Source organism: Micromonospora sp. DSM 43699, assembly GCF_055517075.1.
In genome coordinates, this window is sequence record NZ_JBTMMT010000084.1 from 1 (window position 1) to 23,927 (window position 23,927).

General features: G+C 73.1%; 16 protein-coding genes. 10 read left to right on the forward strand and 6 right to left on the reverse strand.

Going from position 1 to position 23,927, the window contains the following annotated elements; translation table 11 throughout:
• The first annotated feature begins 396 nt into the window (after positions 1-396).
• From AC0AIB_RS27785 to AC0AIB_RS27810, 6 genes are all read left to right on the forward strand, one after another.
• On the forward strand, positions 397-3,615 hold the full coding sequence (locus AC0AIB_RS27785) for a ThuA domain-containing protein (protein WP_328347739.1): 3,219 nt from the start codon (positions 397-399) through the stop codon (positions 3,613-3,615).
• 232 nt (positions 3,616-3,847) lie between these two features.
• A complete protein-coding gene (locus AC0AIB_RS27790) occupies positions 3,848-5,137 on the forward strand; it encodes a glycosyltransferase family 4 protein (RefSeq protein ID WP_465097798.1) in 1,290 nt (429 codons plus the stop codon).
• Between the two features lie 65 nt (positions 5,138-5,202).
• On the forward strand, positions 5,203-6,702 hold the full coding sequence (locus AC0AIB_RS27795; protein WP_328347735.1) for an O-antigen ligase family protein: 1,500 nt from the start codon (positions 5,203-5,205) through the stop codon (positions 6,700-6,702).
• Positions 6,703-6,713: 11 nt separating this feature from the next.
• The gene (locus AC0AIB_RS27800; RefSeq protein WP_328347733.1) at positions 6,714-7,790 is read left to right on the forward strand and encodes a Wzz/FepE/Etk N-terminal domain-containing protein; all 1,077 of its coding nucleotides are present in this window, start codon (positions 6,714-6,716) and stop codon (positions 7,788-7,790) included.
• Between the two features lie 6 nt (positions 7,791-7,796).
• Positions 7,797-9,464 carry a flippase gene (locus AC0AIB_RS27805; RefSeq protein WP_328347731.1) on the forward strand — a complete coding sequence of 556 codons (1,668 nt, stop codon included), beginning with the start codon at positions 7,797-7,799 and terminating at the stop codon, positions 9,462-9,464.
• Positions 9,461-10,306, forward strand: coding sequence for a sulfotransferase family protein (locus AC0AIB_RS27810; RefSeq protein WP_465097799.1), 846 nt, complete (start codon positions 9,461-9,463; stop codon positions 10,304-10,306). The genes AC0AIB_RS27805 and AC0AIB_RS27810 overlap by 4 nt, the downstream gene beginning before the upstream one ends.
• Before the next feature lie 96 nt (positions 10,307-10,402).
• On the opposite strand, the gene AC0AIB_RS27815 is transcribed toward AC0AIB_RS27810, so the two are convergent.
• Genes AC0AIB_RS27815 through AC0AIB_RS27825 form a run of 3 tightly spaced genes read right to left on the reverse strand, consistent with a single transcriptional unit; the run spans position 10,403 to position 13,729 of the window.
• Positions 10,403-11,938 carry a hypothetical protein gene (locus AC0AIB_RS27815; protein WP_465097800.1) on the reverse strand — a complete coding sequence of 512 codons (1,536 nt, stop codon included), beginning with the start codon at positions 11,936-11,938 and terminating at the stop codon, positions 10,403-10,405.
• Entirely contained in the window at positions 11,935-12,801 is an 867-nt protein-coding gene (locus AC0AIB_RS27820) for a sulfotransferase family protein (protein ID WP_328347726.1), read from the reverse strand. The genes AC0AIB_RS27815 and AC0AIB_RS27820 overlap by 4 nt, the downstream gene beginning before the upstream one ends.
• Positions 12,794-13,729 (reverse strand): hypothetical protein, encoded by a 936-nt coding sequence (locus AC0AIB_RS27825; RefSeq protein ID WP_465097801.1) that lies wholly within the window; start codon positions 13,727-13,729, stop codon positions 12,794-12,796. The genes AC0AIB_RS27820 and AC0AIB_RS27825 overlap by 8 nt, the downstream gene beginning before the upstream one ends.
• 240 nt (positions 13,730-13,969) lie before the next feature.
• On the opposite strand from AC0AIB_RS27825, the gene AC0AIB_RS27830 reads away from it, so the two are divergent.
• From AC0AIB_RS27830 to AC0AIB_RS27845, 4 genes are all read left to right on the forward strand, one after another.
• Positions 13,970-15,214: a glycosyltransferase gene (locus AC0AIB_RS27830; protein WP_328347722.1), complete on the forward strand. Its 1,245-nt coding sequence runs from the start codon at positions 13,970-13,972 to the stop codon at positions 15,212-15,214.
• Positions 15,211-16,284 (forward strand): sulfotransferase family protein, encoded by a 1,074-nt coding sequence (locus AC0AIB_RS27835; RefSeq protein ID WP_465097802.1) that lies wholly within the window; start codon positions 15,211-15,213, stop codon positions 16,282-16,284. Before AC0AIB_RS27830 ends, AC0AIB_RS27835 begins: the two co-directional genes overlap by 4 nt.
• Before the next feature lie 3 nt (positions 16,285-16,287).
• Positions 16,288-17,199, forward strand: coding sequence for a sulfotransferase family protein (locus AC0AIB_RS27840; protein WP_465097803.1), 912 nt, complete (start codon positions 16,288-16,290; stop codon positions 17,197-17,199).
• A 140-nt stretch (positions 17,200-17,339) separates the two neighbouring features.
• Complete coding sequence (locus AC0AIB_RS27845) at positions 17,340-19,235, forward strand: CocE/NonD family hydrolase (RefSeq protein ID WP_328347716.1); 1,896 nt, start codon at positions 17,340-17,342, stop codon at positions 19,233-19,235.
• A gap of 188 nt (positions 19,236-19,423) precedes the next feature.
• Here the strand turns inward: AC0AIB_RS27845 and AC0AIB_RS27850 are convergent, their stop codons facing one another.
• The 3 genes from AC0AIB_RS27850 to AC0AIB_RS27860 all read right to left on the reverse strand — a co-directional run bounded on the left by AC0AIB_RS27850 (position 19,424) and on the right by AC0AIB_RS27860 (position 23,759).
• The gene (locus tag AC0AIB_RS27850) at positions 19,424-21,520 is read right to left on the reverse strand and encodes a cellulose binding domain-containing protein (RefSeq protein WP_465097804.1); all 2,097 of its coding nucleotides are present in this window, start codon (positions 21,518-21,520) and stop codon (positions 19,424-19,426) included.
• Positions 21,521-21,800: 280 nt separating this feature from the next.
• Positions 21,801-22,499: an SDR family NAD(P)-dependent oxidoreductase gene (locus AC0AIB_RS27855; protein WP_465097805.1), complete on the reverse strand. Its 699-nt coding sequence runs from the start codon at positions 22,497-22,499 to the stop codon at positions 21,801-21,803.
• A 177-nt stretch (positions 22,500-22,676) separates the two neighbouring features.
• Positions 22,677-23,759 carry a DUF8189 domain-containing protein gene (locus AC0AIB_RS27860; RefSeq protein WP_328347710.1) on the reverse strand — a complete coding sequence of 361 codons (1,083 nt, stop codon included), beginning with the start codon at positions 23,757-23,759 and terminating at the stop codon, positions 22,677-22,679.
• Positions 23,760-23,927: the final 168 nt, after the last annotated feature.

Here is a 23,927-nt window from a genome sequence, read left to right on the forward strand (position 1 = left end):
CCCCCCCCCCGCCCCCCCCCCCCACCACCCGGGCCGCGCCGCCCGGTCCCGCCCCGGCAGACCCGGACCCGACCGGGCGGCGCCCCGCCCCGGCGGCGGCCGTCCGACCCGGCTCCCGGCAGACCCGGAACCGACCGGATCCCGGTCCCCGGGCCGAATCATCCCCGCGCCACCTCTTCCGACCCGTACCCCCGGGCCGCGTCCTCGCGCGCCCGTAGCACGGGCCGTGCGGCCCCATGGCCGTACGGCAGCTCCCCGGTCGGCGAACCGCACCGGGGGCGGGCCGGCGTCGTCCCGCCCCCTACCGGAGAGCGAGGCGCAGCACCGCACCAACCCGGGTGGCCCCGGCACCCGCCCGGAGCAGGTAGCACATCGTCCCCCCACCGGAGGAACCAGATGGCAAGATCGGTACACCGATGGCTCGCCGCGATCGCAGGGTTCGGGATCGTCGTCCCGCTCGCCGCGACCGCCCCGGCGTTGGCCCAGCCGGCCCAGGACCAGACAAGCGTCCTGGTTTTCACCAAGACCGACGGTGAGCGGCACCCGTCCATCGACAAGGGTGTCAACGCGATCCGCACGCTGGGTGGCAGCAACGGCTTCACCGTCGACGTCACCCAGAACTCCACCGCCTTCTCCGACGACAACCTGGCCAGCTACGGCGCGGTCGTCTTCCTGAACACCACGGGTGACGTGCTCGACGGCGGCCAGGAGGCGGCCTTCGAGCGCTACATCCGCAACGGTGGCGGCTACCTCGGCGTGCACGCCGCGGTCGAGGCCGAGCCGTCGTGGACCTTCTACCGCGACATCGTCGGCACCACAGTGGCCGGTACGGCGTCGAGCGGGTCGGCGACCATCGACGTGGCCGACCGGGTCCACCCGGCGAGCAAGCCACTCGCCCGGCAGCTCAGTCTGAACGACCAGTGGTACAACTTCACCACAAACGTCCGGGGCACCGCGCACGTGCTGGCCACGGTGGACGAGAAGACCTTCACCGGTGGCACCATGGGCTACGACCACCCGATCTCCTGGTGCAAGGACTTCCAGGGCGGCCGGTCGTTCTACACCGGACTCGGTGACTCCGCCGACACGTACGCCAACGGCGCGTTCCGCAAGCACCTGCTCGGCGCGATCCAGTGGTCGGCCGGCATGGTCCAGGGCGACTGCGGCGCGACGGTCAAGGCCAACTACGAGAAGGTCATCCTCAACGACGAACCGGGCGAGCCGATGACCCTGTCGGTGCTGCCCGACGGTCGGGTGCTGCACAACACCCGGGCCGGTGAGATCCGGCTCTACGACCCGAAGACCGGCGCCAGCCCGGTGATCACCACCCTCCCGGTCTACCAGCACGACGAGGACGGTCTCCAGTCGATCACCATCGGCCCGGACTTCGCGACCGACAAGTGGGTCTACGTCTACTACGCCCCGAAGCTGGACACCCCCATCACCGACGCGCCGGTGACCAGCACCGACCCGACCGCGTGGGACGTCTACAAGGGGCACAACCAGCTCTCCCGGTTCAAGTGGGTCGAGGAGCCGACGCCGCACCTGGACCTGGCCAGCGAGCAGAAGATCATGAAGGTCGACACCGACCGGGGCGTCTGCTGCCACGTCGCCGGTGAGGTCAAGTTCGACGGCAAGGGGCTGCTCTACCTGGTCACCGGCGACGACACCAACGCCGGTGGCTCGGACGGCTTCACCCCGATCAACGAGTCGCCGACCCAGGGGCCGGGCTACGACGCCCAGCGCTCCGCCGGCAACACCAACGACCTGCGGGGCAAGGTGCTGCGGATCAAGGTGAAGGCGGACGGGTCGTACAGCGTCCCGGCCGGCAACCTCTTCCCCGAGGCCGAGGACCGGGAGAACAAGACCCGCCCGGAGATCTTCCTGATGGGCCTGCGCAACCCGTTCCGCTTCGACGTGGACTCCCGGGGCTTCGTCTACATCGGTGACTACTCGCCGGACTCGCAGGTGCCGAACGCGGCCCGGGGGCCGGAGGGCACCGGTCGGTGGATCGCCGCCAACAAGGCGGGCAACTACGGCTGGCCGTACTGCTACTCGCCGACCCTGCCGTATATCGACTACGACTTCGTGACCAAGCAGTCGAAGGGGGCGTTCAACTGCGCCGCGCCGGTGAACGACTCGCCGCGCAACACCGGCCGTCGGGTCCTCCCGCCGGTGCAGGACCCGCAGCTCAACTACACCTTCCGCGCCACCACCACCTGCGCCGAGGCGTACCTGAGCACGCCGGCCGGCACCTGTGAGTTCCAGTGGCCGGTGCTCGGCACCGGTGGCGTCGGCCCGATGGGCGGCCCGGTCTACAAGTACGACGCCGCGCTGGCCTCCGAGACCAAGTTCCCGGAGTACTACCACGACGCGGTGGTCTTCGGGGAGTTCACCCGGGACAAGCTCTTCATGATGCGCACCAACGGCAGCGGCAAGCTGGTCGGGGTGGAGCAGTTCCTGCCGGGCTTCGTCTTCGACAACCCGATGGACATGGAGTTCGGCCCGGACGGCAGCCTCTACCTGCTGGAGTACGGCGACGGCTTCTTCCGGGCCAACCCGGACGCCGCGCTTTCGGTGATCCGTTACGCCAAGGGCACCCGGGCACCGGTGGCGGAGCTGAAGGCCAGCCCCACCTCCGGCCAGGCGCCGCTGACCGTGCAGTTCTCCGCCGAGGGCTCCTACGACGCGGACCCGGGCGAGACCATCACCTACGCCTGGGACTTCGACGGCAACGGCACCACCGACGCGACCGACCGGGACGCGTCGCACACCTACACCACCAACGGCGTCTTCACCGCCAAGCTGACGGTGACCGACACCAGCGGCAAGACGGCGGTGCTCACCCGCGAGATCACCGTGGGCAACACCGCACCCACCGTGAAGGTCACCTCGCCGCTGTCCGGCACCTTCTTCAACTGGGGTGACACCGTGCCGTGGACGGTCACCGTGACCGACCCCGAGGACGGCCCGATCGACTGCAGCCGGGTCACCGTCTCCTTCGTCCTGGGTCACGACACGCACGGGCACGGCATGAGCGACGCCAACGGCTGCTCGGGCTCGTTCGAGACCCCGGCCGACGGTGCCGACCACGCCGGTGGCTACCTGTACGGCGCGATCAGCGCCACCTACGCCGACAAGGGCGCCAACGGTCAGCCGGCGCTCTCCGCGCTCGACCAGATCGTCCTGCAGACCTACCGGCAGCAGGCCGAGTTCGCCCAGGTGCAGCAGGGCGTCACCCTGGCGAACACCACCGACGCCGGTGGCGGCCAGCACGTGGCCGGCATCGACAACGGTGACCACATCGCGCTCGACCCGGTCAACCTGGGCGGGATCGACAAGATCACCTTCCGGTACGCCGGTGGCTCCACGGCCACCGCCGGAACCCCGCGCGGCATCGTCGAGCTGCGGCTCGACTCGCCGACCGGGGCCCTGGTGACAAGCGCGACGCTCAACGCCACCGCAGGCACCAGCGCCTGGGCCAGCCAGACCTTCCCGGTCAGTCAGGCCGCCGGCACGCACGCGCTCTACCTGGTCTTCAAGCCCGTCGAAGGCGGACCGACGACCAGTCTGTTCAACCTCAACTGGGTGGAGTTCGGCGGCCCGACCGCCTGACGTCACCACACGGTCGCCGGGAGGACGGAGACTGCGTCCTCCCGGCGCCGTACCGGCACGGGGGCGGCCACCGGCGTCCGGCCGACGCCGTGGGTGTCCGGTCGGCCGATCCGCAGGTAACCGACCAGGTCTGACTGACCGGCCAGTGGCCGGCCGGTCGTCGATGATCTAGCGTCCCGTGCGCCGGGGATGCGCCACCGCCGGCGGTGCGTAGCAGAAACTAGGGGGGACAGTGCCGTTCCGTGACGAAGCCGCCGACCGGGGAGACCAGCTCCGCCCCGACCGCTCGGGGCCGACCGCGACCTGCCCGCCCGGTTGGCGTCCGCTGCGGGTGGCGATGATCGGCCAGAAGGGCGTGCCGGCCACCCACGGGGGGATCGAACGGCACGTGGAGGAGATGGCCAGCCGGCTGGCCGGGCTCGGCCACGAGGTCACCGTCTACTGCCGGGACAGCTACGGCGCGGTGGAGGCCCAGCAGCACCGGGGCATCCGGCTGCGGCGGGCGCGTACCGTGCCCAGCAAGCACCTCGACGCCATCGTGCACTCGGCCACCTCGACCGTGGCGGCGCTGACCGAGCGCCCCGACATCGTGCACTACCACGGTCTCGGCCCGGTGCTGACCGCGCCGCTGGCCCGTTACGCCTCCCGGGCCAGGGTGGTGCTCACCGTGCACGGGCTGGACAACCAGCGGGACAAGTGGGGCCCGGCCGCGCGGGCGGTGCTCGGCACCGCGTACCGGCTCAGCGGGCACCTGCCGGACGCCCGGGTGACCGTGTCGCAGGGCCTGGCGGCGCACTACACCAGCCGGTTCGGCCGCCCGGCCCGGTACATCCCCAACGGGGTGGCCGTCCCGACCCACCGGCCGCCGGGGGAGCTGTCCCGGTTCGGCCTGCGCCCCGGCGGCTATCTGCTGCTGGTCGGCCGGCTCGTCCCGGAGAAGGCCGCCGACCTGCTCGTCCGGGCGTTCCGGCGGTTGCCGACCGACCTGCGGCTGGCCATCGTCGGCGGCTCGGCCTTCACCGACGGGTACGTCGCCCGGCTCCGCGAGGCCGCCGGCGACGACCCGCGCATCGTCTTCACCGACTTCGTCTACGGCGACCTGCTGGCCGAGTTGTACTCGCACGCGGCGGCCTTCGTGCAGCCGTCCCGCCTGGAGGGGCTGCCGCTGACCCTGCTGGAGGCCGCCTCGTACGGGCTGCCGGTGGTGGCCAGCGACATCGAACCGCATCTGGAGGTGCTGGACCGCGACGGTCCGGGGCAGCGGCTGTTCCGCGACGGCGACGTCGACGACCTGCTCCGGGCCCTGGCCACGGTGACCGCCGACATACCGGCCGAACGGGCCGGCGCCGCGCTGCTGCGTGACCGGGTGCTCGCCGAGTACAGCTGGGACGTGGCCGCCCGTGAGCTGGAACGGCTCTACTTCTCGCTGGCGCTGCGCGGGCCCCGCCCGGTTCGGGACGTTAAGTCGCCCACGGTCGGCGTAACGGCCCATGTCCCGGGCCCTCGGCGACCGTTAGATTAGGCCGTCTTCCCGGCCGTCGGCGGCGACCGGCAACGCATCCTGTGGAAACGAGTGGTCGGCGAGCGGTGGACGGACAGCGAAACGGCACGGAGGGCGGCCCCGCCCTGCCCACCCAGGGACGCCGCCGGTGGTCCGCCGGTGACCCGACCGTGCGCCTGCTGACCGCCGGCGCGGCGCTGCTCTGCGCGGTGGTGTCGGTCGGCGTCGGGCTGGCCGCGACCGGTGGCGGCCGGATCGGCGCGGTGCTGCCCCTGGTGGTCCTCGCCGGGCTGGCCGTCGGGGTGCTCGCGCTGACCCGCTTCTCGGCGTACGTGCTGCTGATGCTGGCGGTCCGGTCCTGCGTCGACCTGTTCAAGCTCAGCGGCCCGACGGCCGGTCGGGCCGACGGTGCCGGGGCGACCCGCGCGATGGACCCGTCGACGATCCTGGCGGTGCTGTTCCTGCTCGCCGCCGGCCTCTGGCTCGCCGCCCAACTGCGGCAGCGGGGCCGGCTGCGCGGCTCCCCGCTCGGTGTGGCGATGCTGCTGGTCGGGGCCACCTCGCTGGTCAGCGCGGCGGGGGCCGCCCAGCCGGTGCCCAGCGCCCTGGAGGCGCTGCGGATCGGCACCGTGGTGGTGATGTTCGTGGTCCTGGAGCAGCTGATGCCGGACCTGCCGGCGGTCCGCCGGGTGCTGCTCGCCGCGTACGTCTCGCTGGCGCTTGCGGTCGGCTACACCGTCGTGCTGTCCCTGCTCGGCCACCCGCCGGCCGAGGTCAAGGGGGACTTCACCCGGATCAGCGGCCCGTTCAGCCAGTCCACCACGTTCGGCCGGTACCTGATGTTCATGGTGATCTTCGGGTTCGGCATCCACCGCTACCTGAGCCGTCGGCTGCGCCTCGGCCTCGGCGTGCTGCTCGCCGCGTCGCTGCTGTTCCTGCTGCTCACCAACACCCGCAGCGCGATCCTCGGGGCGGGGCTGGGCCTGCTGGTGGTCGCGGTGCTGCACCGCAGCCGGCGGATGCTGGTGGCGCTCTGCCTGGTCGCGGTGGCCGGGGTGGCCCTGCTGCCGAGCGTGGCGCAGCGCTTCGGGCAGCTCGCCGACAGCACCGCCGTGGGCGGTGGCCCGACCGGCAACACCCTCGCCTGGCGGGTCGGCTACTGGTCGGAGATCGTGTCGCTGGCCAACCGCAACCCGGTCACCGGGATCGGCCCCAACATGACCAAGTTCGAGGCCGACGAGGCGAAGAAGCCGCACAACGACTTCCTGCGCGCGTACGTGGAGACCGGGCTGGCCGGGCTGCTGGCGTACCTGGCGATGATGGCGCTGTGCCTGCACACCGGGCTGAACGCGCTGCGCCGGGCCCCACCGGGCAGCCTCGGCCGGGGCATCGCGGTCGGCTTCCTGGGCTGCGCGGTCGCCTTCGTCGCGGTCAGCGCGGCGTCCAACGTGATCTCGAACGTGGTCACCCTGTGGTATTTCGCGGCGTTCGCCGCGGCGGCCGGGGCGGTCGCCCGCGGGCTGCCGACCGGCCCGTCCCGGGCGGCGACGCCCCGACCGGTGCCGACCGGATGGCACCACCGATGAACCGTCAAGCAGTGGGGAGCAGCAGGGTGGAGATCGTCGACTATCTGCGGGTCGCGCGGCGTCGACTCTGGCTGCTGGTGGGCATTCCGCTGGTGGCCGGGGCGGCAGCCGCACTTGTCGTCCTACTCGGCCCGCAGCAGTACGCGGCCACCTCGTACGTCGCCGCGCCCGCCCTGGTCGGCGGCAGCGCGGCCCAGCAGTACACAGGCACCCAGGCGGCCAACCAGTTCGCGGCGGCCTTCGCCGCGGCGGTGACCTCCCCGCAGGTGGTCGACCAGGTGGCCACCGACACCGGGGTCCCCGCCGACACGCTGCGCGACGGACTGGCGGTCAAGCAGGTCGGCGCGAGCAGCCAGCTCACCGTGACCTACACCGCCGCCGACCGGAACACGGTCGCCCCGGTGCTCGCCGCGACCGGCAAGCGCGCCCTGGCCTTCCTTTTCGCCAGCCAGGTCGGCATCGCCACCGACGAGGTGAAGACGGCCACCGACGAGCTGACCACCGCCACCCGGGCGATCAACGACTGGGAGAAGACCAACAAGGTCAGCCAGCCGGACAAGCTCTACCAGTCGACCCTCCAGGAGATCGCCAGCCTGCGGCAGCAGCAGTTGCAGATGCAGGCGGTCGGCAACAGCCGGGGCGCCACCGCCGCCGCCGAGTCGATCAGCGCCGGGCAGAAGCGGCTCGACGGGCTCGGCCCGAAGCTGCCCGACTACCAGGCGCTGATCGCGCAACGGGACAGCGCCACCAGCGCGCTCGCCTCGGCCCGACAGGGCCTGCAACAGGCCCGCGCCCAGTCCCAGGCCGCCGACCCCGACAAGGTGACCAGTGTCGGCGAGGTGCAGCCGGTGTCCCGGACGAAGGCGCTGGTCGGCCTGGTGCTCCCGGTGTCCGGTGCCGGCCTGCTGCTGGCCGTGTTGCTGGTGGCGGTGGTGGAGTGGCTGGCACGCAGCCGGCGGGCCGGGCAGCCGCAGGCGGTGGGGCGGGCGACCCCGGCGTCGACCGGTGGCCGGCGCGGCAGTGACGACACGGTGGTGCTGCCGGTCGTCGCGGCGACCGTGCCCGAGCAGCGCTCCCGGCACCGGTAGGCGGGGGTGCCCGAATCGTCCGCGCGGGCCGACCGGGACGTCCGGGAAACGGCCCGGGGCGACCAGCACGTCCGGGGAATGGCCCGGGGCGGCGGGCTCAACCTGCTCGGCGCCCTGCTCAGCCAGGCCGCCGTCTTCCTGATCATGCTGTTGCTGGCCCGGGTGCTGGGCATCCGGGAGGTCGGCCGGTACGCCCAGTGCTACGCGGTGCTGTCGCTGGCCGGGCTGCTGTCGCTGTCCGGGTTCCGGGCCGGGTTGACCCGGTTCGTCGCGGTGCACCTGGCCGACGACGACGCCCCGGCGCTGCGCGGCACCGTCCGGTTGGGCCTGGCCGTCTCGGCCGGCTCGTCGGTCGTCCTCGCCGGGGCGCTGGCCTGGGGCGCACCGTGGCTGGCCGACCGGCTGCACGACCCGGGGCTGGTCACCGGCCTGCGACTGGTCGCGCTGACCCTGCCCGCCTCGACGGTCTGCGAGGCGGCCCTGGCGGCGACCCGGGGCTGGCGTACCCAGCGGCCGTTCACCTTCATCGGGCAGCTCTACGAGCCGGGCACCCGGCTGCTGCTCACCACGCTCGCCCTGGTCACCGGGGCCGGGCTGACCGGTGCGTTCTGGGCACTGGTGGTGGCCGGCTGGTCGGCCGCCCTGTTCGCCCTGGTGGCCCTGGGCCGGCTGGTCCGCCGGGTGCCGCCGGCCCGCCCGGTGCACCGGCCCGGGGAACTGTTCCGCTTCTCCACTGTCAGCTGGGTGTCGTCGCTGTCGTCGACCGGGCTGATCTGGGTGGACACCCTGCTGCTCGGCTTCTTCGCCAACCAGGAGATCGGCGTCTACAACGTCGCCACCCGACTGGTCACCGTGGCCATCTTCGTCCTCGCGCCGGTCAACGCCGCGTTCGGCCCGTATCTGGCGCACCTCTACCACCGGGGGGACCTCGACGACGTCCGCCGGGTCTACGCGGTGGCGACGGGCTGGGTGGTCCGGCTGTCGCTGCCGGCGTTCGTGGCGCTGCTGGTGCTCCCCGGCGACCTGCTGCGGGTCTTCGGCGGCGAGGTCGCCACCGGCGCGGCGGTGACCGTGATCCTGGCCCTCGGCCAGCTCGTCAACGCGGCGACCGGCCCGTGCGGCACGGTGCTGAACATGTCCGGCCGGGTGGCCGTCAACATGGCCGACAACCTGGTCGCCCTGGTGCTCAACGTGCTGCTCAACCTGTGGCTCATCCCCGCGTACGGGATCGTCGGTGCGGCGGCGGCCTGGAGCGCCTCGCTGATCGTGGTCAACATCGCCCGGGTGGTGCAGGTCCGCTACCTGACCGGCGCGTTGCCGTTCACCGTCGGGATGGCCAAGGGGCTCGTCGCCGGGGTGGTCGCGCTGGCCGCCGGGCTGCTGGTGCGCTGGCTGGTGCCGGGCTGGCCGTGGCGGCCGGTCGCCGGGCTGACCACGATCGTGGCGGTCTACCTGGCAACCGTGTTGGCGCTGGGACTCAGCCGGGAGGATCTGATGGTGCTGCGCACCCTGGCCCGCCGTCGCCGTCGCGGCGTCCCGCCCGACGCGGGGGACGGCCCCACGCCGGCCGACCTTCCGGGCGTCGACCCCCTCGACCGGGCCGACGGCGGTCTGCCCGGGTCCGGCGTGGCCGGGGACGGCAGGGACACCTCCGGCCGGGTGGTGTCGCGGTGAGCGCGGGGCCGCGCCGGGCCACCGTGGACCGACTCCGCCGGGTGGTACGCGGCACCCGCGCCTGGGGGCGGGCGGCGCTGCCCGGCCGGGTCGGCGCGCTGCCGGACTTCCTGATCATCGGCGGGCAGCGCTGCGGCACCACCTCGCTGCACCACTACCTCGCCGCGCATCCCGACGTGCGGGTCGCCACCGGCAAGGAACTCCAGTTCTTCAGCCTGCACTTCAGGCGTGGGCCGCGCTGGTACCGGGCGCACTTCCCACCGGCCGCCCCCGGCCTACGCAGCTTCGAGGCCAGCCCCTACTACCTGTTCCACCCCGACGTTCCGGCCCGGGTAGCGGCGACACTGCCCGAGGCCCGGTTCGTGGCGCTGCTGCGCGACCCGGTCGAGCGGGCCTACTCGCACTACCTGCACACCCGCTCGTACGGGGTGGAACCGCTGGGCTTCGCCGAGGCGCTCGCCGCCGAACCGGGGCGGCTGGCCGGGGCGCTGGCCGACGGGCCGGACACCCCCGCGGCCCACCACGCGCTGCGCAACTTCTCCTACGCCGCCCGGGGCCGCTACGCCGAACAGCTCGACCGCTGGTACGCCCACCTGCCCCGGGAACGGCTGCACGTGATCCGCAGCGAGGACCTGTACGCCGATCCGGCCACCACCTATGCGGGCGTGCTGCGCTTCCTCGGCCTGGCCCCGTTCACCCCGGCGGAGTTCGCCCGGCACACCCGCCGGACGGACACCGGCCCGTCCCAGCTCACCCCCGAGCTGCGGGCCGCCCTGGCCGCCGAGTTCGCCCCGCACAACGCCCGCTTGGCCGACCTGCTCGACTGGCCCCGTACCTGGTGAACGGTCGCCGCGCCACCGCCCCGCACCATGATCGGATTGCGTTCCGGTAGTCGACACGCCGCGATTGGTGCGCAAAGTTGCAATTCGATCATGGCGTCAGCGGATCGGGGCGAGGACGGTGGCCGGGTCGCCCTTCGCCCGCACCAGCACCGGGCTCGGACCGATCGGCAGCGCGCCGGTGCGGGCGGTCGGGTCGGCACCGACCGGGCCGCCGGTCAGGCCGGGTGCGGCCGGCAGCGACACGGTGCCGGTGGAGGTCGACCAGACCACCAACGTGCTCTCCGCCCCCCGCCGGAACGCCACCCCGGTCAGCCCCTTGCCGTTCACCGGCTCGACCGTCGCGTCCCGGGCCGCCGACGCCAGGGCGGCCATCATCGCGCCGGCCTGCCGCTGGGTGCCGTCCGGGTCGAGCAGCCCGTAGCGGACCTCCGCGCCGGCCCGGTTGTTCGGGTTGTACGCCAGCGGCAGCCAGAGCACCTCGTGGATGCCCCCGGCGACCAGCAGACTGACCACCTTGACCATCTCGTCGCCCCGGGTGGCGGCGTCGTCGGCGCCGTCCTTCCAGAACTGGCCGACCTCCCACGCCTGCACCGGCACCCCCGAAGGGGTCTCCGCCCGCAGGTAGTCAAGCAGCGCCGGCACCCCGGAGAAGTGCTCGTAGAAGTGCAGTTGCCGGACGTCGACCACCCGGTCGTCGAGCAGTCTCTCGGTGACCGCGAGGTAGGCCAGGTTCCGGGCGTTCGGCGCGTTGTCCAGCGCGGCCCGCAACGCCGCCGGGTCGTTCACCGCCGGGATCAGCCGTCCCCGGGTGCCGATCCGCCGCTGGAAGTACGCCTGGTAGGCGGCGACGGCCTGGTCCGGCTGACCGGCCCGCAGCAGCCGGTCGGCGACCCCCATCCCGTACGCCACGCTGCTCATGCCCGAGTCGACCACCTTGGCCTTCGGGTCGGCCGCGCGGATCGCCTCGGCGGCGGCGGTGACCAGCCGGCGGTAGTCCTCCGGGCTGCCGGCCCAGTACTGCTGCGCGTTGACCTCGTTCTCGATGGCGTACTCACCGACGCCGTAGGGGGTGTACCGCCGCACCAGGTCGCTGACGAACTTCTGGTAGGCGGCCAGGTCCACCGGCATCGCCGACTCGGTCTTGTTGGCCTGTCCCCGGGTGAACTTCGCCGTCCCGCCGGTCGCCCAGCAGACCCCGGTACGGATCTTCAGGTGCAGGGTGATGCCGAGCTTGCGGCTGCGTTCGGCGATCTGGTCCACCGCGGAGAAGTCCGGGCTGCCCTGGGTCTTCTCGATGTCGCACCAGCTCAGCTCGTGGTACGTCGTCGAGCCGGAGAGCTTCTCCAGGTACGGCACGAACTGGTCGTGCCGGGAGAAGTCCCAGTGCGCGCCGAACGGGTTGCGTACCGGCGCACCGGCCGGCAGCGGAGTGCCGGTGGCACCGGCCGACGGGGTGCCCGCCGACGGGGTGCCCGCCGACGGGGCCGGCCGGGGGGCGGGATCGTCCGAACAGGCCGCCCCGGCGACCAGGGCGAACAGCAGCGCACCGGCGACCAGCACCCGCCGCCCGGCCCGGCGGGTCACCGACGGCTCGGCGTATCGGGTCGCCGACGCCCCGGCCCGGCGGGTCACCGGTAGCCCAGTTCGCGCAGGGTGGCACCGGAGAAGACCCGGACCAGCACCCGCAGGAAGGGGTCCAGCTCCCGGCGGTAGGTGCCGACCCGGGAGCCGTAGATCGGGGCGTCCGTGCCGGCGGCGGCCCGCCGCCGGTCCGCTTCGGCGGTGTACTTGCCCGCCACGTCGTGCTGCTTGCCGTCGTAGTCGAGCACGCCAGCCTCCCATGGTTCGCCGAGGAACTCGAACAGGCCGCGCATGGCCTTCTCCGGGTCGGTGACTGTCTCCTCGTAGCGCAGTTCGTGGTAACGGTCGGCCGGCAACCGGGCCCCGGAGGCACGGGCGATCCTGATGTAACGCGGCCACTTCACCACGCACTTCACCGCCGACCAGTAGCCGAACCGCTTGCGGTGGGACACCACCACGTCCCGGCCGTCCCGTACGACGTGCACGAACTGCGCGTCCGGGAAGACCTCGGCCAGGAAGTCGATGGAGAGCGCGTAGAGCGGTGTCTTGTCGGCCCAGCGGGTCTTGCCCCGGGACCGGGCGTAGTCGGCCTGGATGCCGCCGAAGAAGTCGGCGATGCGGCCCAGCCAGTACTCCCGGGGGAACCCGAAGCGGGCCAGCCGCTCCCAGTCCCGCCCGACGATGCGCTGCATGTCGGTCAGGAACCGGGTCTCCGGGCCGCAGCTGACCCGGGAGTGCGAGTCGAGCACCAGGCGCAGCATTGTCGTGCCGGACCGCTGGCACCCGACCAGGAAGATCGGCCCCTGCGGACGGCCTGCCCCGGCTGCCGCGCCCGGTGCGGGGCCGGTCGCCGGTGCGGGCCGGGCCTGCGGGTCCGGTGCGGCGTGCGGGATCGGGTCGGCGGGGTCAGCCATGGTCCACCGCCTCGTGCCGGCCGGCCAGCGCGTCCAGCCGGGCGGTCAGGTCGGTGCAGAGCGCCCGCACCCGGGCGTCGATCTCCAACCGGGGCCGTGCCGGCGTGCGCGCACCGACGTGCGCGTGCAGCACCGGGTCGTACGGCAGGTCGAGGAACGCGCACAGCCGCCGGGTGTACCCGGCCGGGTCGGCGACGAGTGCGTCGTACGAGCAGAGCAGGGTGTCCGGGCGGTCGGCCAGGCCCAGCGAGAAGTACAGCGAGTTGCGGACGTACCAGAACAGGGCGGCGGCGGTGTGCGGCGTCATCCGGTCGTGGTCGAAGCCGGCGATCAGCTCCCGGGTCGGCGCGTCCAGGCGTTGCCCCTGCCAGCGGTCCCCGATCGTGCCGTCGGCGACGGCACGCAGCGCCCGCAGGTTGGCGTCGCCGAACTTCGCCACCTCGGACCGGGCCCGGTCGTCGACGTCCCGGTACGCCCACAGCGCCCGCCCCGGCGCGACCCCGGTCAGGGCGAGCAACTCGTCCACCCGGTGTGTGTCGCACAGCGGCTTGACCAGCACGTACCGGTGCCGGCTGCGCCGGACGACGGCGGTGAGCACCGGGTCGGGGCGCAACCGGAAGCGGTGGAACACCGCCCGGTCGTTCTCGTTGCGCACCTCGACCGACGGGTCGGCGTCCAGGCCCCGGGTGAGCATGTTGGTGCCGGAGCGTTGCAGGCCCACCAGGTAGACCGGGACGGCTCGGCCGGGCGGCCCTGGATGGGCCCGCCGCCAGCGCCACTTGGCCAGCGCGGTGCGGGCCCGCTCGACCGGGTCGAGCCGGTCCTCCTCGACCAGCCGCCGGACGCCCTCGGTGCGTGCCCAGCGCAGGTGCCGGCGGACCCGTCGGGCGGTGTACGCCAACGCCGAGGGTTCGTCGGGGTGGGGCACCGGGTCCTCCTCGGGCACGTCGGGCGGGGTGGGGCACACGGTACCGGCAGATCATCGCGGCTGACCACGTGGCCGTGTGGTCAGCCGACGATGGGCCGTAAGGCTTACTTGGGGATCATGAGCTGGACTCACGACGCGGGTGTTGCTTACGGTGGGGCCCCTGGTCAACGCTGCTGTCCGGGGCGAACACCCCACCCCTGGACCCCGACGGACCGCAGCAGCCACCCCCGGAGCAGGCCGATGCGTGTCCTCCATGTCAACAAGTTCCTCTACCGGCGCGGCGGTGCCGAGGGCTACCTGCTCGACGTCGCCGAGCTGCAACGGGGCGACGGCGACGAGGTGGCCTTCTTCGGCATGACCCACCCGGACAACGACGCACCGACCCCGTACGCCCGGCACTTCCCGTCCCGGGTGGAGCTGGACCCGGCGCCGCGCGGTGCGGGCGCGCGGGCGGCGGTCGCGGCCCGAATGATCTGGTCGCCGGCCAGCCGGCGGGGCCTGGCCCGGGTGCTCGACGATTTCCGGCCCGACGTGGTCCACCTGCACAACATCTACCACCAGCTCTCCCCGTCGGTGCTGGCCGCGGTGCGGGCCGCCCGGGTGCCGGCGGTGATGACCCTGCACGACTACAAGCTGGCCTGCCCGAGCTACCAGATGCTCGACCAGGGGACGGTCTGCGACGCCTGCGTGACAGGCGGTCCGCTGCGGGCGGTCCGTCGCCGCTGCAAGGACGGGTCGCTGGGGGCCAGCTCGCTGCTCGCCGTGGAGTCCTGGCTGCACCGCTCCACCCGGGCGTACGGGCCGGTGCAGGCGTTCGTCAGCCCCAGCCGGTTCCTCGCCGACGTGATGCGTCGGGCCGGTGTCTTCCCCGACCGGCTGCACGTGGTGTCCCACTTCGTCGACGTCGCCGCGACGGCGGTGAAGCCGGCACCCGGCGGACCGGTGGTCTTCGCCGGCCGACTGGCCCCGGAGAAGGGCGTCGACGTGCTGATCGAGGCACTCACCCGGCTGCCCGACGACGTCGTGCTGGAGGTGGCCGGGGACGGCCCGGCCCGGGACGGGCTTACCGAACTGGCCCAGCGGCGGGCCCCCGGCCGGGTCCGGTTCCATGGCCGGCTGGACAAGGCCCGGCTGCACGAACTGGTCCGGTCCGCGACGGTGGTGGCGGTCCCATCGCGGTGGAACGAGAACCAGCCGATGGCGGTGCTGGAGACGTACGGCTGCGGGGTGCCGGTGGTCGCCTCCGACCTGGGTGGTCTGCCCGAGCTGGTCACCCCCGGGGTGGACGGCGAGGTGGTGCCCGCCGACGACCCCGCCGCGCTGGCCGCCGGGCTGGGGCGCGTGCTGGCCGACCCGGCACGGGCGTACCGGATGGGGCTGGCCGGGCGGGCGCGGGTGGAGCGGGACTTCTCCCCGCAGGCGCACCTGGCCCGGTTGCGGGAGGTCTACTCGACCGCCGCGCGTGCCGTCCGGGAGCCGGTGTGAACCCGCCGGTGCGGGTGCTCTACCTGGCCGGCAGCGGACGAAGCGGCAGCACCCTGGTCACCACAGTGCTCGGCCAGTACGACGGGGTCTTCGCCGCCGGTGAGCTGCGCTACCTGTGGCAGCGTGGCGAGCTGGACAACCGGCCCTGCGGGTGCGGTCGGCCGCTGCGGGACTGCCCGCTGTGGCGCGAGGTGCGCCGGGAACTGCCGACCGACCGGGCCGCCGCGATCGCCGCCGGGCTGCGCGGCAGGCTCCGGATGCGCGGCCTGCCCGCGCTGCTGCGTCGCCACCGGCGCGGTGTACGGCCGGTCCCCGCGCACCCCGACGACGCGGCGCTGGCCGACCTGTACGCCGCCGTGGCCCGGCACACCGGGGCGCGGGTGGTGGTCGACTCGTCGAAGCTGCCCCCGTACGGTGCGCTGCTCGGCGCGCTGCCCGGCATCGACCTGCGGGTGCTGCACCTGGTCCGCGACCCCCGGGCCACCGCCTTCTCCTGGCGTCGCCGCCGGGGCCTCGACGGCGACACCGACCCGGAGCTGATGAGCCGCCCGCCGGTGTGGAAGGCGGCCCTGCTCTGGTTGGTCTGGAACACCGTGACCGTCCGCCTGTGGGGTGGCGGTGCCCCGACGGGCTACCTGCGGGTGCGCTACGAGGACCTGACCGCCGACCCGGAGGCGACGCTGCGCCGGATCGTCGCGTTCGCCGGGGTCGACGCCGACGGCGGCCCGTTCACCGGCCCGGCGACGGTGCGGTTGGCCCCGACGCACTCGGTGGCCGGCAACCCGTCCCGGCACCGGACCGGCCCGGTGCCGATCACCGCCGACGTGCAGTGGCGACGCGACCTGTCCCGCTGGTCGTATGCGCTGGTGACCGCGCTGACCGCGCCGGGCCTGCGCCGGTTCGGCTACCCGTGGGGGCGGGGCGGGCCGGTGTCGACGGGAGTCGGTCGGTCGACGGACGCCGGGCGGTCGACGGCGACCGGTCAATCGACGGACGCCGGTCAATCGACGCAGGTCGGGCGGCCGACGCAGGCCGGGCACGCGACGGTGGCCGGGCGAGAGGAGGGCTGAGGGATGTTGGCGGTGGTGGTGGGCACCGGGCGGTGCGGTTCGACCCTGGTGCAGGAGTTGCTGTCCCGGCATCCCGGGGTGGGGTTCGTTTCCGGCGTCGACGACAAGCTGTCCCGGCTCAACCTCGCCGGCCGGCTCAACGGGCCGCTGTACCGGCGGTCGGCGCCCCGCCCGGCCGGGATGACCTCGCTGCGGCACAGCCGCCGGCTGCTGGAGAAGGGCCGGTTGCGGGTAGCCCCGTCGGAGGCGTACGACCTGCTGGATCGGCACGTGCTTGCCGGTTTCTCCCGCCCGTGCCGGGACCTGACCGCCGAGGACCTCACCCCCTACCTGCGGCGGCGGCTGCGGGCCTTCTTCGACGCCCGGATCGAACGGCAGGGCTGCCGGCTGCTGCTGCACCACGTGACCGGCTGGCCGCGCACCGGCTTCCTGCGGGCCGGCTATCCCGGTCTGCGGGTGGTCAACGTGCTCCGCGACGGGCGGGCGGTGACCAACTCCTGGCTCCAGATGGGCTGGTGGGACGGCTGGCGTGGGCCGGAGAACTGGTTCCTCGGGCCGTTGCCGACCGACCTGCGCCAGGAGTGGGAGGAGTACGACAGGTCGTTCCCGGTGCTCGCCGCCCTGGGCTGGAAGATGCTGATGGACCGGTTCGCCGAGGCACGCGCCGCACACCCCGAGGGGCAGTGGCTCGACGTGCGCTACGAGGACCTGCTCGCCGACCCGCGTGCCGAGGTGGCCCGGATGCTCGACTTCCTCGACCTGGACTGGTCACCGGCGTTCGACAAGGGGTTCGGTCGGTACCGGTTCCACGCCGGGCGACGGGCCGCGTACCAGGACGAGTTGGGCGTGGACCAGCTCGCCGCGGTGGAACGGGTGCTGGACAAGCCGTTGCGGCAGTGGGGCTACCGGGACTGACCGGCGGGTCACCACCGGCGGCCCGTCGTCGCGGGCGGGGTGCCGGACCCGGCGGGGGCGAAGTTCCTACAGGTGCAGATGGTGGTGGCGGTCGGTCGGCCCATAACGTGCGCAGTCTCGCCGAGATTCAAGGAGACTGCATGGTTGCGATGGGAACGCCCCTGCGCGCCGGGGTGGCCGTACTGTCCGCGATGGTGCTCGCCGCCCTGGGCGCGGCACCACCGGCGGGGGCGGCGGCGGACGTACCGACGATCGTGGTCCAGGACGGGGTGACCCAGCCGGTGTTCGGCTACGCCGACGCCATCCGGGAGCGTCTGTTCATCGACTCCACCTTCGACAGCGACAACGACGGTCTGCGGGACATCATCGCGTTCGACCTGATGCGGCCGGCGGCCACCGCGAACGGGCTCAAGGTCCCGGTCATCATGGACGCCAGCCCGTACTACTCGACCGTCTGCCGGGGCAACGAGTCCGAGTGCAAGGCCGACCTGGACGGTGACGGCCTGCTCGACAGGTGGCCGCTGTTCTACGACAACTACTTCGTGCCACGCGGCTACGCGGTGATCCTGCTGGACATGGTGGGCACCAACAACTCCACCGGCTGCCCCACCACCAACGCCAACCAGGACAATCTCAGCGCCAAGCAGGCGATCAACTGGCTCAACGGCCGGGCCACCGCCCGCAACGCCGCCGGCCAGGTGGTCACCGCCGACTGGCACAACGGCAAATCGGGCATGATCGGCAAGTCGTACGACGGGTCGCTGGCCATGGCGACGGCGGTGACCGGCGTCAAGGGCCTGACCACCGTGGTGCCGATCAGCGGCCCCACCGAGTACTACGACTACGTGCGCAGCAACGGGGTGGTCACCCGGGGCAACAGCTACGTGGCGTCGCTTGCCAACACGGTCACCAACCCGGAGCGGCGGGAGTACTGCAAGCCGGTGCGGGACGCGATGGCCGCCGCCGACGGCGACGAGACCGGCGACTACACCGCCTTCTGGAACGAGCGCAGCTACGTCAAGAAGGTCCCCAACATGACCGCCAGCGTGCTGCTCTACCACGGTCTCAACGACGACAACGTCCGCGCGGACCACTTCAGCAAGTTCTGGTACGCCCTGGCGGAGAACAACGTCCAGCGCAAGCTGTGGCTCTCCCAGGAGGGGCACGTCGACCCGTTCGACTCGCGGCGCGCGGTCTGGGTGTCCACCCTGCACCGGTGGTTCGACTTCTGGCTGCACGGGGTCGCCAACGGCATCATGGACGAACCCCGGGTCGACCTGGAGCGGGCCGCCGACGTGTGGGAGACCCACGCCGACTGGCCGATCCCCGGCAAGGCCGACACCGAGGTGTTCCTCCAGCCCGGCAGCACCGGGGCCGGCGGCCTGAAGCTGGTGCCGACCGCCAAGCCGGCGACCGGCGCGTTCCAGGACAGCCGTACCCAGAGCCAGAACACCATGATCCTCAACCCGGACACAGTGCAGCCGAACCGGCTGGCGTTCCTGTCCGCGCCGCTGACCGCGCCGCTGCACATCTCGGGCACGCCGACGGTGCAGCTGCGGGCCTCGGCCGACCAGACCGACACCAACTTCGGGGCGATCCTGGTCGACTACGGCACCGACGAGCGGGTGGCGCACCGGGCCTCCGGCGAGGGCATCATCACCCTGACCACCGAGGACTGCTGGGGGTTGAGCAGTCCGACCGACGACGGCTGCTACAAGCAGACCGCCAAGCGGGTCGCCACCGCCGACTACGAGCTGGTCACCAAGGGCATCATGGACGCCCAGAACCGGCAGTCGATCCGTACCGCCGTGCCGCTGGTGGTGGGGGAGTCGTACAACTTCACCTTCCCGCTGCTGCCGGAGGACTACGTGTTCAAGCCGGGCCACCGGATCGGCGTGATCATCGTGGCCAGCTACCCGCAGTACTCCAGCCAGGCGGACACCACCGCCGCGAACATCCAGGTCGCCCTGAAGAGCAGCAAGATCGTTCTTCCGGTGGTCGGCGGCACGTCCGCCGCGCACGCGGCCGGTTTCTGACCGGTCCCGGGCCCGCCCGGCTGATCGAAAGGTGTGGCCGGGACGTTTCCCCGGGGGAGCGGGAGCGATGGCACGACCCGGGGTGGCCGCCGACGCGGCAGCGCCGCGTCGGCGGCCACCGTCGTACGGGGCCACGGGCCGGTCGCCGGCCGGGCGGTCAGCCCGACCGGTGACCGGCCCGCCTCCGGTCACCCGACGGTGCAGGGGGTGCCGTTGAGGACGAAGCCGGTGGGCGGCACGTTCGGGCCGCTGTAGGCGCCGACGAAACCGGCCGTGGTGCTGCCCCCGGCGGCGATCCGCCGGTTGTCGTCGGTGCTGGCGACCGTCACCGTGCGCCCGGTCTGCGTCCAGGTGGCGCTCCAGCCGCTGCTCACCTGCTGCCAGTCGGTGGGCCACTTCCAGGTCAACGTCCAGCCGTCGACGGGGTTCGCCCCGTTGTTGACGATCTCGACGTTGCCGACCCAGCCGTTGCCCCAGTCGCTGGCGGTGCTGAGCCGGACGGTGCAGCTGCTCTCGGCCGGGCCGGCGGTGGTGAAGGTCACCGGCGGCGACGACCAGGAGACCTTCCCGGCGGTGTCCCGGGTCAGCACGTTGAGGGTGTACCGGGTGCCGGGGACGAGGTTGTCGACGGTGAACGAGGTGCCGGCCGTCTCGCCGAGCTGCTCACTGACCGTGCCGTTCTGCCGGTACACCTCGTACTTGGCGATCGGGGCGCCCTTCGGCGGGGCCGGCGACCAGGAGATCGTCGCCGCCCGGTCGGTCACCCCGCTGACGGTGGGCTGCCCCGGCGGGGCCGGGTGCGCGGTGACCGGCGACGACGGCCGCAGCACCAGCGTGGTCAGCGAGTACGCCGGCAGCGTCCGGCTGCCCGCGCTGCCGGACTGCCCGGTGACCACGCCGGACGCCCCGTTGGTGAGCGAGTACGTCGTCGGCGCGGCATCCGACGGGGTGAACCCGGCATAGTCGATGGTGACCTGACGGGCGTTGTCCGGGTCCTTGTTGACCAGCAGCAGCGCGAGATCCCCGTCGACCCGCCGGACGGCGTGCGCGGTGACCAGCGGCTGGTCGGTGGCGGCCCGGACGAACTGGTCACCCGGCCGGGCGAACAGGTTCAGCATGGACAACCCGTGGTACGGGGCGAACGGGGTGTTCAGCGGCGGCTCGCAGACCGAGTTGTCGGCGGTGCACCCGCCGCTGGACAGCAGCCCGAAGTCGCCGTAGTCGGTCTGCCCGGCCACCTGCGACACGGTGCCGATGCCGTTGTGCACGTTCCACCACTGGACGGTGAAGACGCCGTTCTCCAGCAGGTCGCTGTAGGCGTCGGCGAGGAACAGCGCGCCGGGCTGGGTGTTCTGGCCGGTGCCGACGTTCAGCTCGGTGAAGCTGATGCCGATCCGGGCGGCGTTCGGGCCGGCGTACCGGGCGAGCTGGTCGCGCAGCAGGTGGGCCGCCTCGTCGATGTGGGCGGTACGGGCCAGCGACTCGGCCGCGCTGCCACCCGGGTACCAGTGCACGTCCACGAAGTCGATCTTCGGGCCGGCGATCGAGAGCACGGTCCGGTTCCACGGACCCGGATCACTGCCGGCGGTGATTCCGTCCGGCCAGTTCCCCGGCATGGTCAGCACCGCGCCGACCTTGACCGTCGGGTCGACCGCCTTCATCGCGTCGGCGTACTCGACGACCAGCCGGGCGTACTGGCCGGCGCTCTTGTCGGGGTGGTCGTCGGCCTCCCAGGCCGAACCGTAGAGGCCGTTGCCGTAGTTCTCGTTGCCGACCGTCCACCACTTCGCGCCGTACCCCTTGGTGACGTTGGCGTAGCGCACCCAGTCGGCGGCCTCGGCGGGGGTGCCGGTGCCGTAGTTCGCGATGATCATCGGCTGCGCGCCGACCCGCCGGGCGGCGGCCATGAAGGTGTCGAAGTCGGTGTTCGGCGCGACGTACCCGCCGGGCGCGGTGTGGTCGCGCCAGTGGTAGATGTCGGCGTACGAGCCGCCCGGGTAGCGCATCATCCGCACACCGGCGGCCTTGAGCAGGTCGGACGTCTCGGCGGTGCCGAGCTGGGAGTCCCAGATGGCATGGTTGACACCCAGCGCGGTGTCCGGCACGGTGGCCAGCCCGGCGTTGACGTTGACCGTCACGGCCACCGGATCCGACGCCGCGTCGGCGGGCGACGGACCGGTCACGGCGAGCCCACCGGTGGCGAGCAGCAGGCTCACGGTGAGCGCCGTCCAGCGCCCCCGGACGCGCCGCGCCGGGCGCGACGGTGGGGCGGAATCTCTGTTCATGCGGGTTCCTTCGTGGGTCACCACAGTGCACCGCCCGGCCGGTCGGGGTAGCGGCGCACCACGAGGGGGCGTCGAGACGGCGGGCGGGACTGATGGACGGACTACTGACGTCGTTCCGTCGCACTTGTCGCCGTCCCCCGGAAACCACCGGCCCCGGTTGCCCTTGGACGACTGTCCGCACCGCGCGCGCGGCAAGTCATCGACGCATCAGAATCCCACGACGATCGTGGCGAATTCAAGCCGGTCCACGGACGGCCCCGCCCCGCCGTGCCGGTACGGCTCAACGCCGGGCGGCCACCGTCGCCGCGAACCCGGCCGCCCGCGCCAGCACGGCCATCCGCCGTGGCCGGGAGACGACCGCCGGCCCGGTACGCAGGCAGTCGCGCACCACGTCGGCGGCCCGCTCCACGCTCAGCAGCATGGGCTTCACCGGCGACTTGGCCATCTTGGTGTCGACGAACCCGAACCGGACGACTGTCACCCGCACCCCGTGGGGGCGGAGCGCACCCCGCAGTCCGACCAGGTACGACGTCAACCCCGCCTTGGCGGCGGCGTAGCCGGGGGCCTGGGTCGACGGTCCGGCGTCGGCGAGGCTGGACAGGCCCACCAGGTGACCACCACCCCCGGCCACCATCGCCGGCACGACGACCTCCACGGTGCGCGCCGCACCGATCAGGTTGACCTCCAGCGCCCTGGTCTGCGCCGCCAGGTCAGCGACGTCGAAGAACTCACCGACCCCCGCCGCGTAGACGCACACGTCGACCCCGCCGAGCAGGTCGACCGCCCCGGCCAGCACCGCGCGGTAGGCGTCGCCGGTGACGTCGGCGACGTGGTGGGCGTACCCGGGGGCGGCCAGGGCGCTTTCGCTGCGGGACAGCCCGGTGACGGTCCAGCCGGCCGCCACCAGTTGCCGGGTGAGCGCCAGCCCGACACCGTCGCTGTTGCCCACCACGATCGCCCGTCGCCCCTGTGCACCCATGTCGGGACTCTAGAGCACCCCGACCGCCGGCCCGGGACGCGGGCGGAACGGCTCCGGCCGGTGTGCCGCCGGCCGGGGAACGGGGTGAACCGCCTGGCCCGCGCCCGCGACGCCGCCCCACCCATCGGGTCGACGGTGGGCAAGGCGGCGTCGGCGACACCGTCGGTTCGGCTACCGCTAGGGCTGGCCCTGGTGGACCTCGTCGTCGGCACCCCGGACGAAGAGCCGCACCAGGCCGCCGTAGACGCTCCCCGCCGGAGCGGAGATCGCGCCGCCGGGGCCGTCGACCGTGCTCCAGCCCGACCACGCGCCGGAGTCCTGGAGGTACCAGGTGGTGCGCAGGTCGTCGCCGCCGGTGCGGACGAAGACGTGCAGCCCGCCACCGTAGACCAGGGCGGCCGGCGCGGACGCCGCGCGTGCGGTGCCGGGCACGTCGCTCCACCCCGACCATGCGCCGGTGGACAGCGAGTACCGGTTGGTGCGTACGTTGCCGTTCGTGCCCCGGACGAAGACGTGCAGGTCACCGCCGTAGATGGCGGCGGACGGGGCCGAGTTGGCGCCGGTCGGGCCGGCGAGGGTGGCCCAGCCGGACCAGGCGGCGGTGTCCAGCGAGTACCGGTTGGTCCGGACCTTGCCGTTCGCGCCCCGGACGAACAGGTGCAGTTGGCCGCCGTAGACGGTGGCGGACGGGGCCGACGACGCGGACGTGGCACCGGGGACCGTGCTCCAGCCGGACCAGGCGCCGGTGTCCAGGGCGTACCGGTTGGTGCGGACCTTCTGGTCGGCCTGCACGAACAGGTGTAGTTCCCCGCCGTAGACGGCGGCTGCCGGCGCCGATGTCGCCATGGCGTCACCGGGGACGGCGGCCCAGCCGGACCAGGAGTCGGTGTTCGTGTCGTACCGGTCGACCCGCACCTGCCCGTCGGGGCCCTGCACGAAGACGTGCAGCTCACCACCGTAGGTGGCGGTGGCCGGCGCGGACCGGGCCTGCGCCGTGCCCGGCACCGGCGTCCAGCCCGCCGCGCGTACGGCATCGGCTGCCACGGTCTTCCCCGCAGTGGGGTCCTGCATGACGGCGTTGCCCCGGAGACCGCCTGCCGAGCTGGCGTTCGCGGTGGGGTTCGCCGGTCTTCCGGCTGCCGTGTTGCCGCTTCCCGGGACGGCGGCTGCGGGGGTGGCGATCAGCGTGACCGCGCCCAGGCCGAGGGCGAGCGCCGGCAGCCGCCGCTTCACCAGTTTCAACGATCGACTCAGACGCATAGACGCTCCCTTGTGGACGGATGGCGGTGATGACGGCTCGGTCAGCTGTGGCTGGTCCGCAGGGCTCGACACCCGCCTGTCCCCGGGCGGCCGACGACGCTGCCCAGCAACCTCGACAAACCCCCGTCACCGCCACCCTATCGACCCACCCCCACCCCCCACATCCAC

Bases quoted from the DNA above. Each gene is read 5' to 3' on its own strand.
- AC0AIB_RS27845 (WP_328347716.1), top strand. From the start codon at position 17,340: ATGGTTGCGATGGGAACGCCCCTGCGCGCCGGGGTGGCCGTACTGTCC.
- AC0AIB_RS27855 (WP_465097805.1), bottom strand. From the start codon at position 22,499: ATGGGTGCACAGGGGCGACGGGCGATCGTGGTGGGCAACAGCGACGGT.
- AC0AIB_RS27850 (WP_465097804.1), bottom strand. From the start codon at position 21,520: ATGAACAGAGATTCCGCCCCACCGTCGCGCCCGGCGCGGCGCGTCCGG.
- AC0AIB_RS27840 (WP_465097803.1), top strand. From the start codon at position 16,288: ATGTTGGCGGTGGTGGTGGGCACCGGGCGGTGCGGTTCGACCCTGGTG.
- AC0AIB_RS27830 (WP_328347722.1), top strand. From the start codon at position 13,970: ATGCGTGTCCTCCATGTCAACAAGTTCCTCTACCGGCGCGGCGGTGCC.
- AC0AIB_RS27820 (WP_328347726.1), bottom strand. From the start codon at position 12,801: ATGGCTGACCCCGCCGACCCGATCCCGCACGCCGCACCGGACCCGCAG.
- AC0AIB_RS27785 (WP_328347739.1), top strand. From the start codon at position 397: ATGGCAAGATCGGTACACCGATGGCTCGCCGCGATCGCAGGGTTCGGG.
- AC0AIB_RS27860 (WP_328347710.1), bottom strand. From the start codon at position 23,759: ATGCGTCTGAGTCGATCGTTGAAACTGGTGAAGCGGCGGCTGCCGGCG.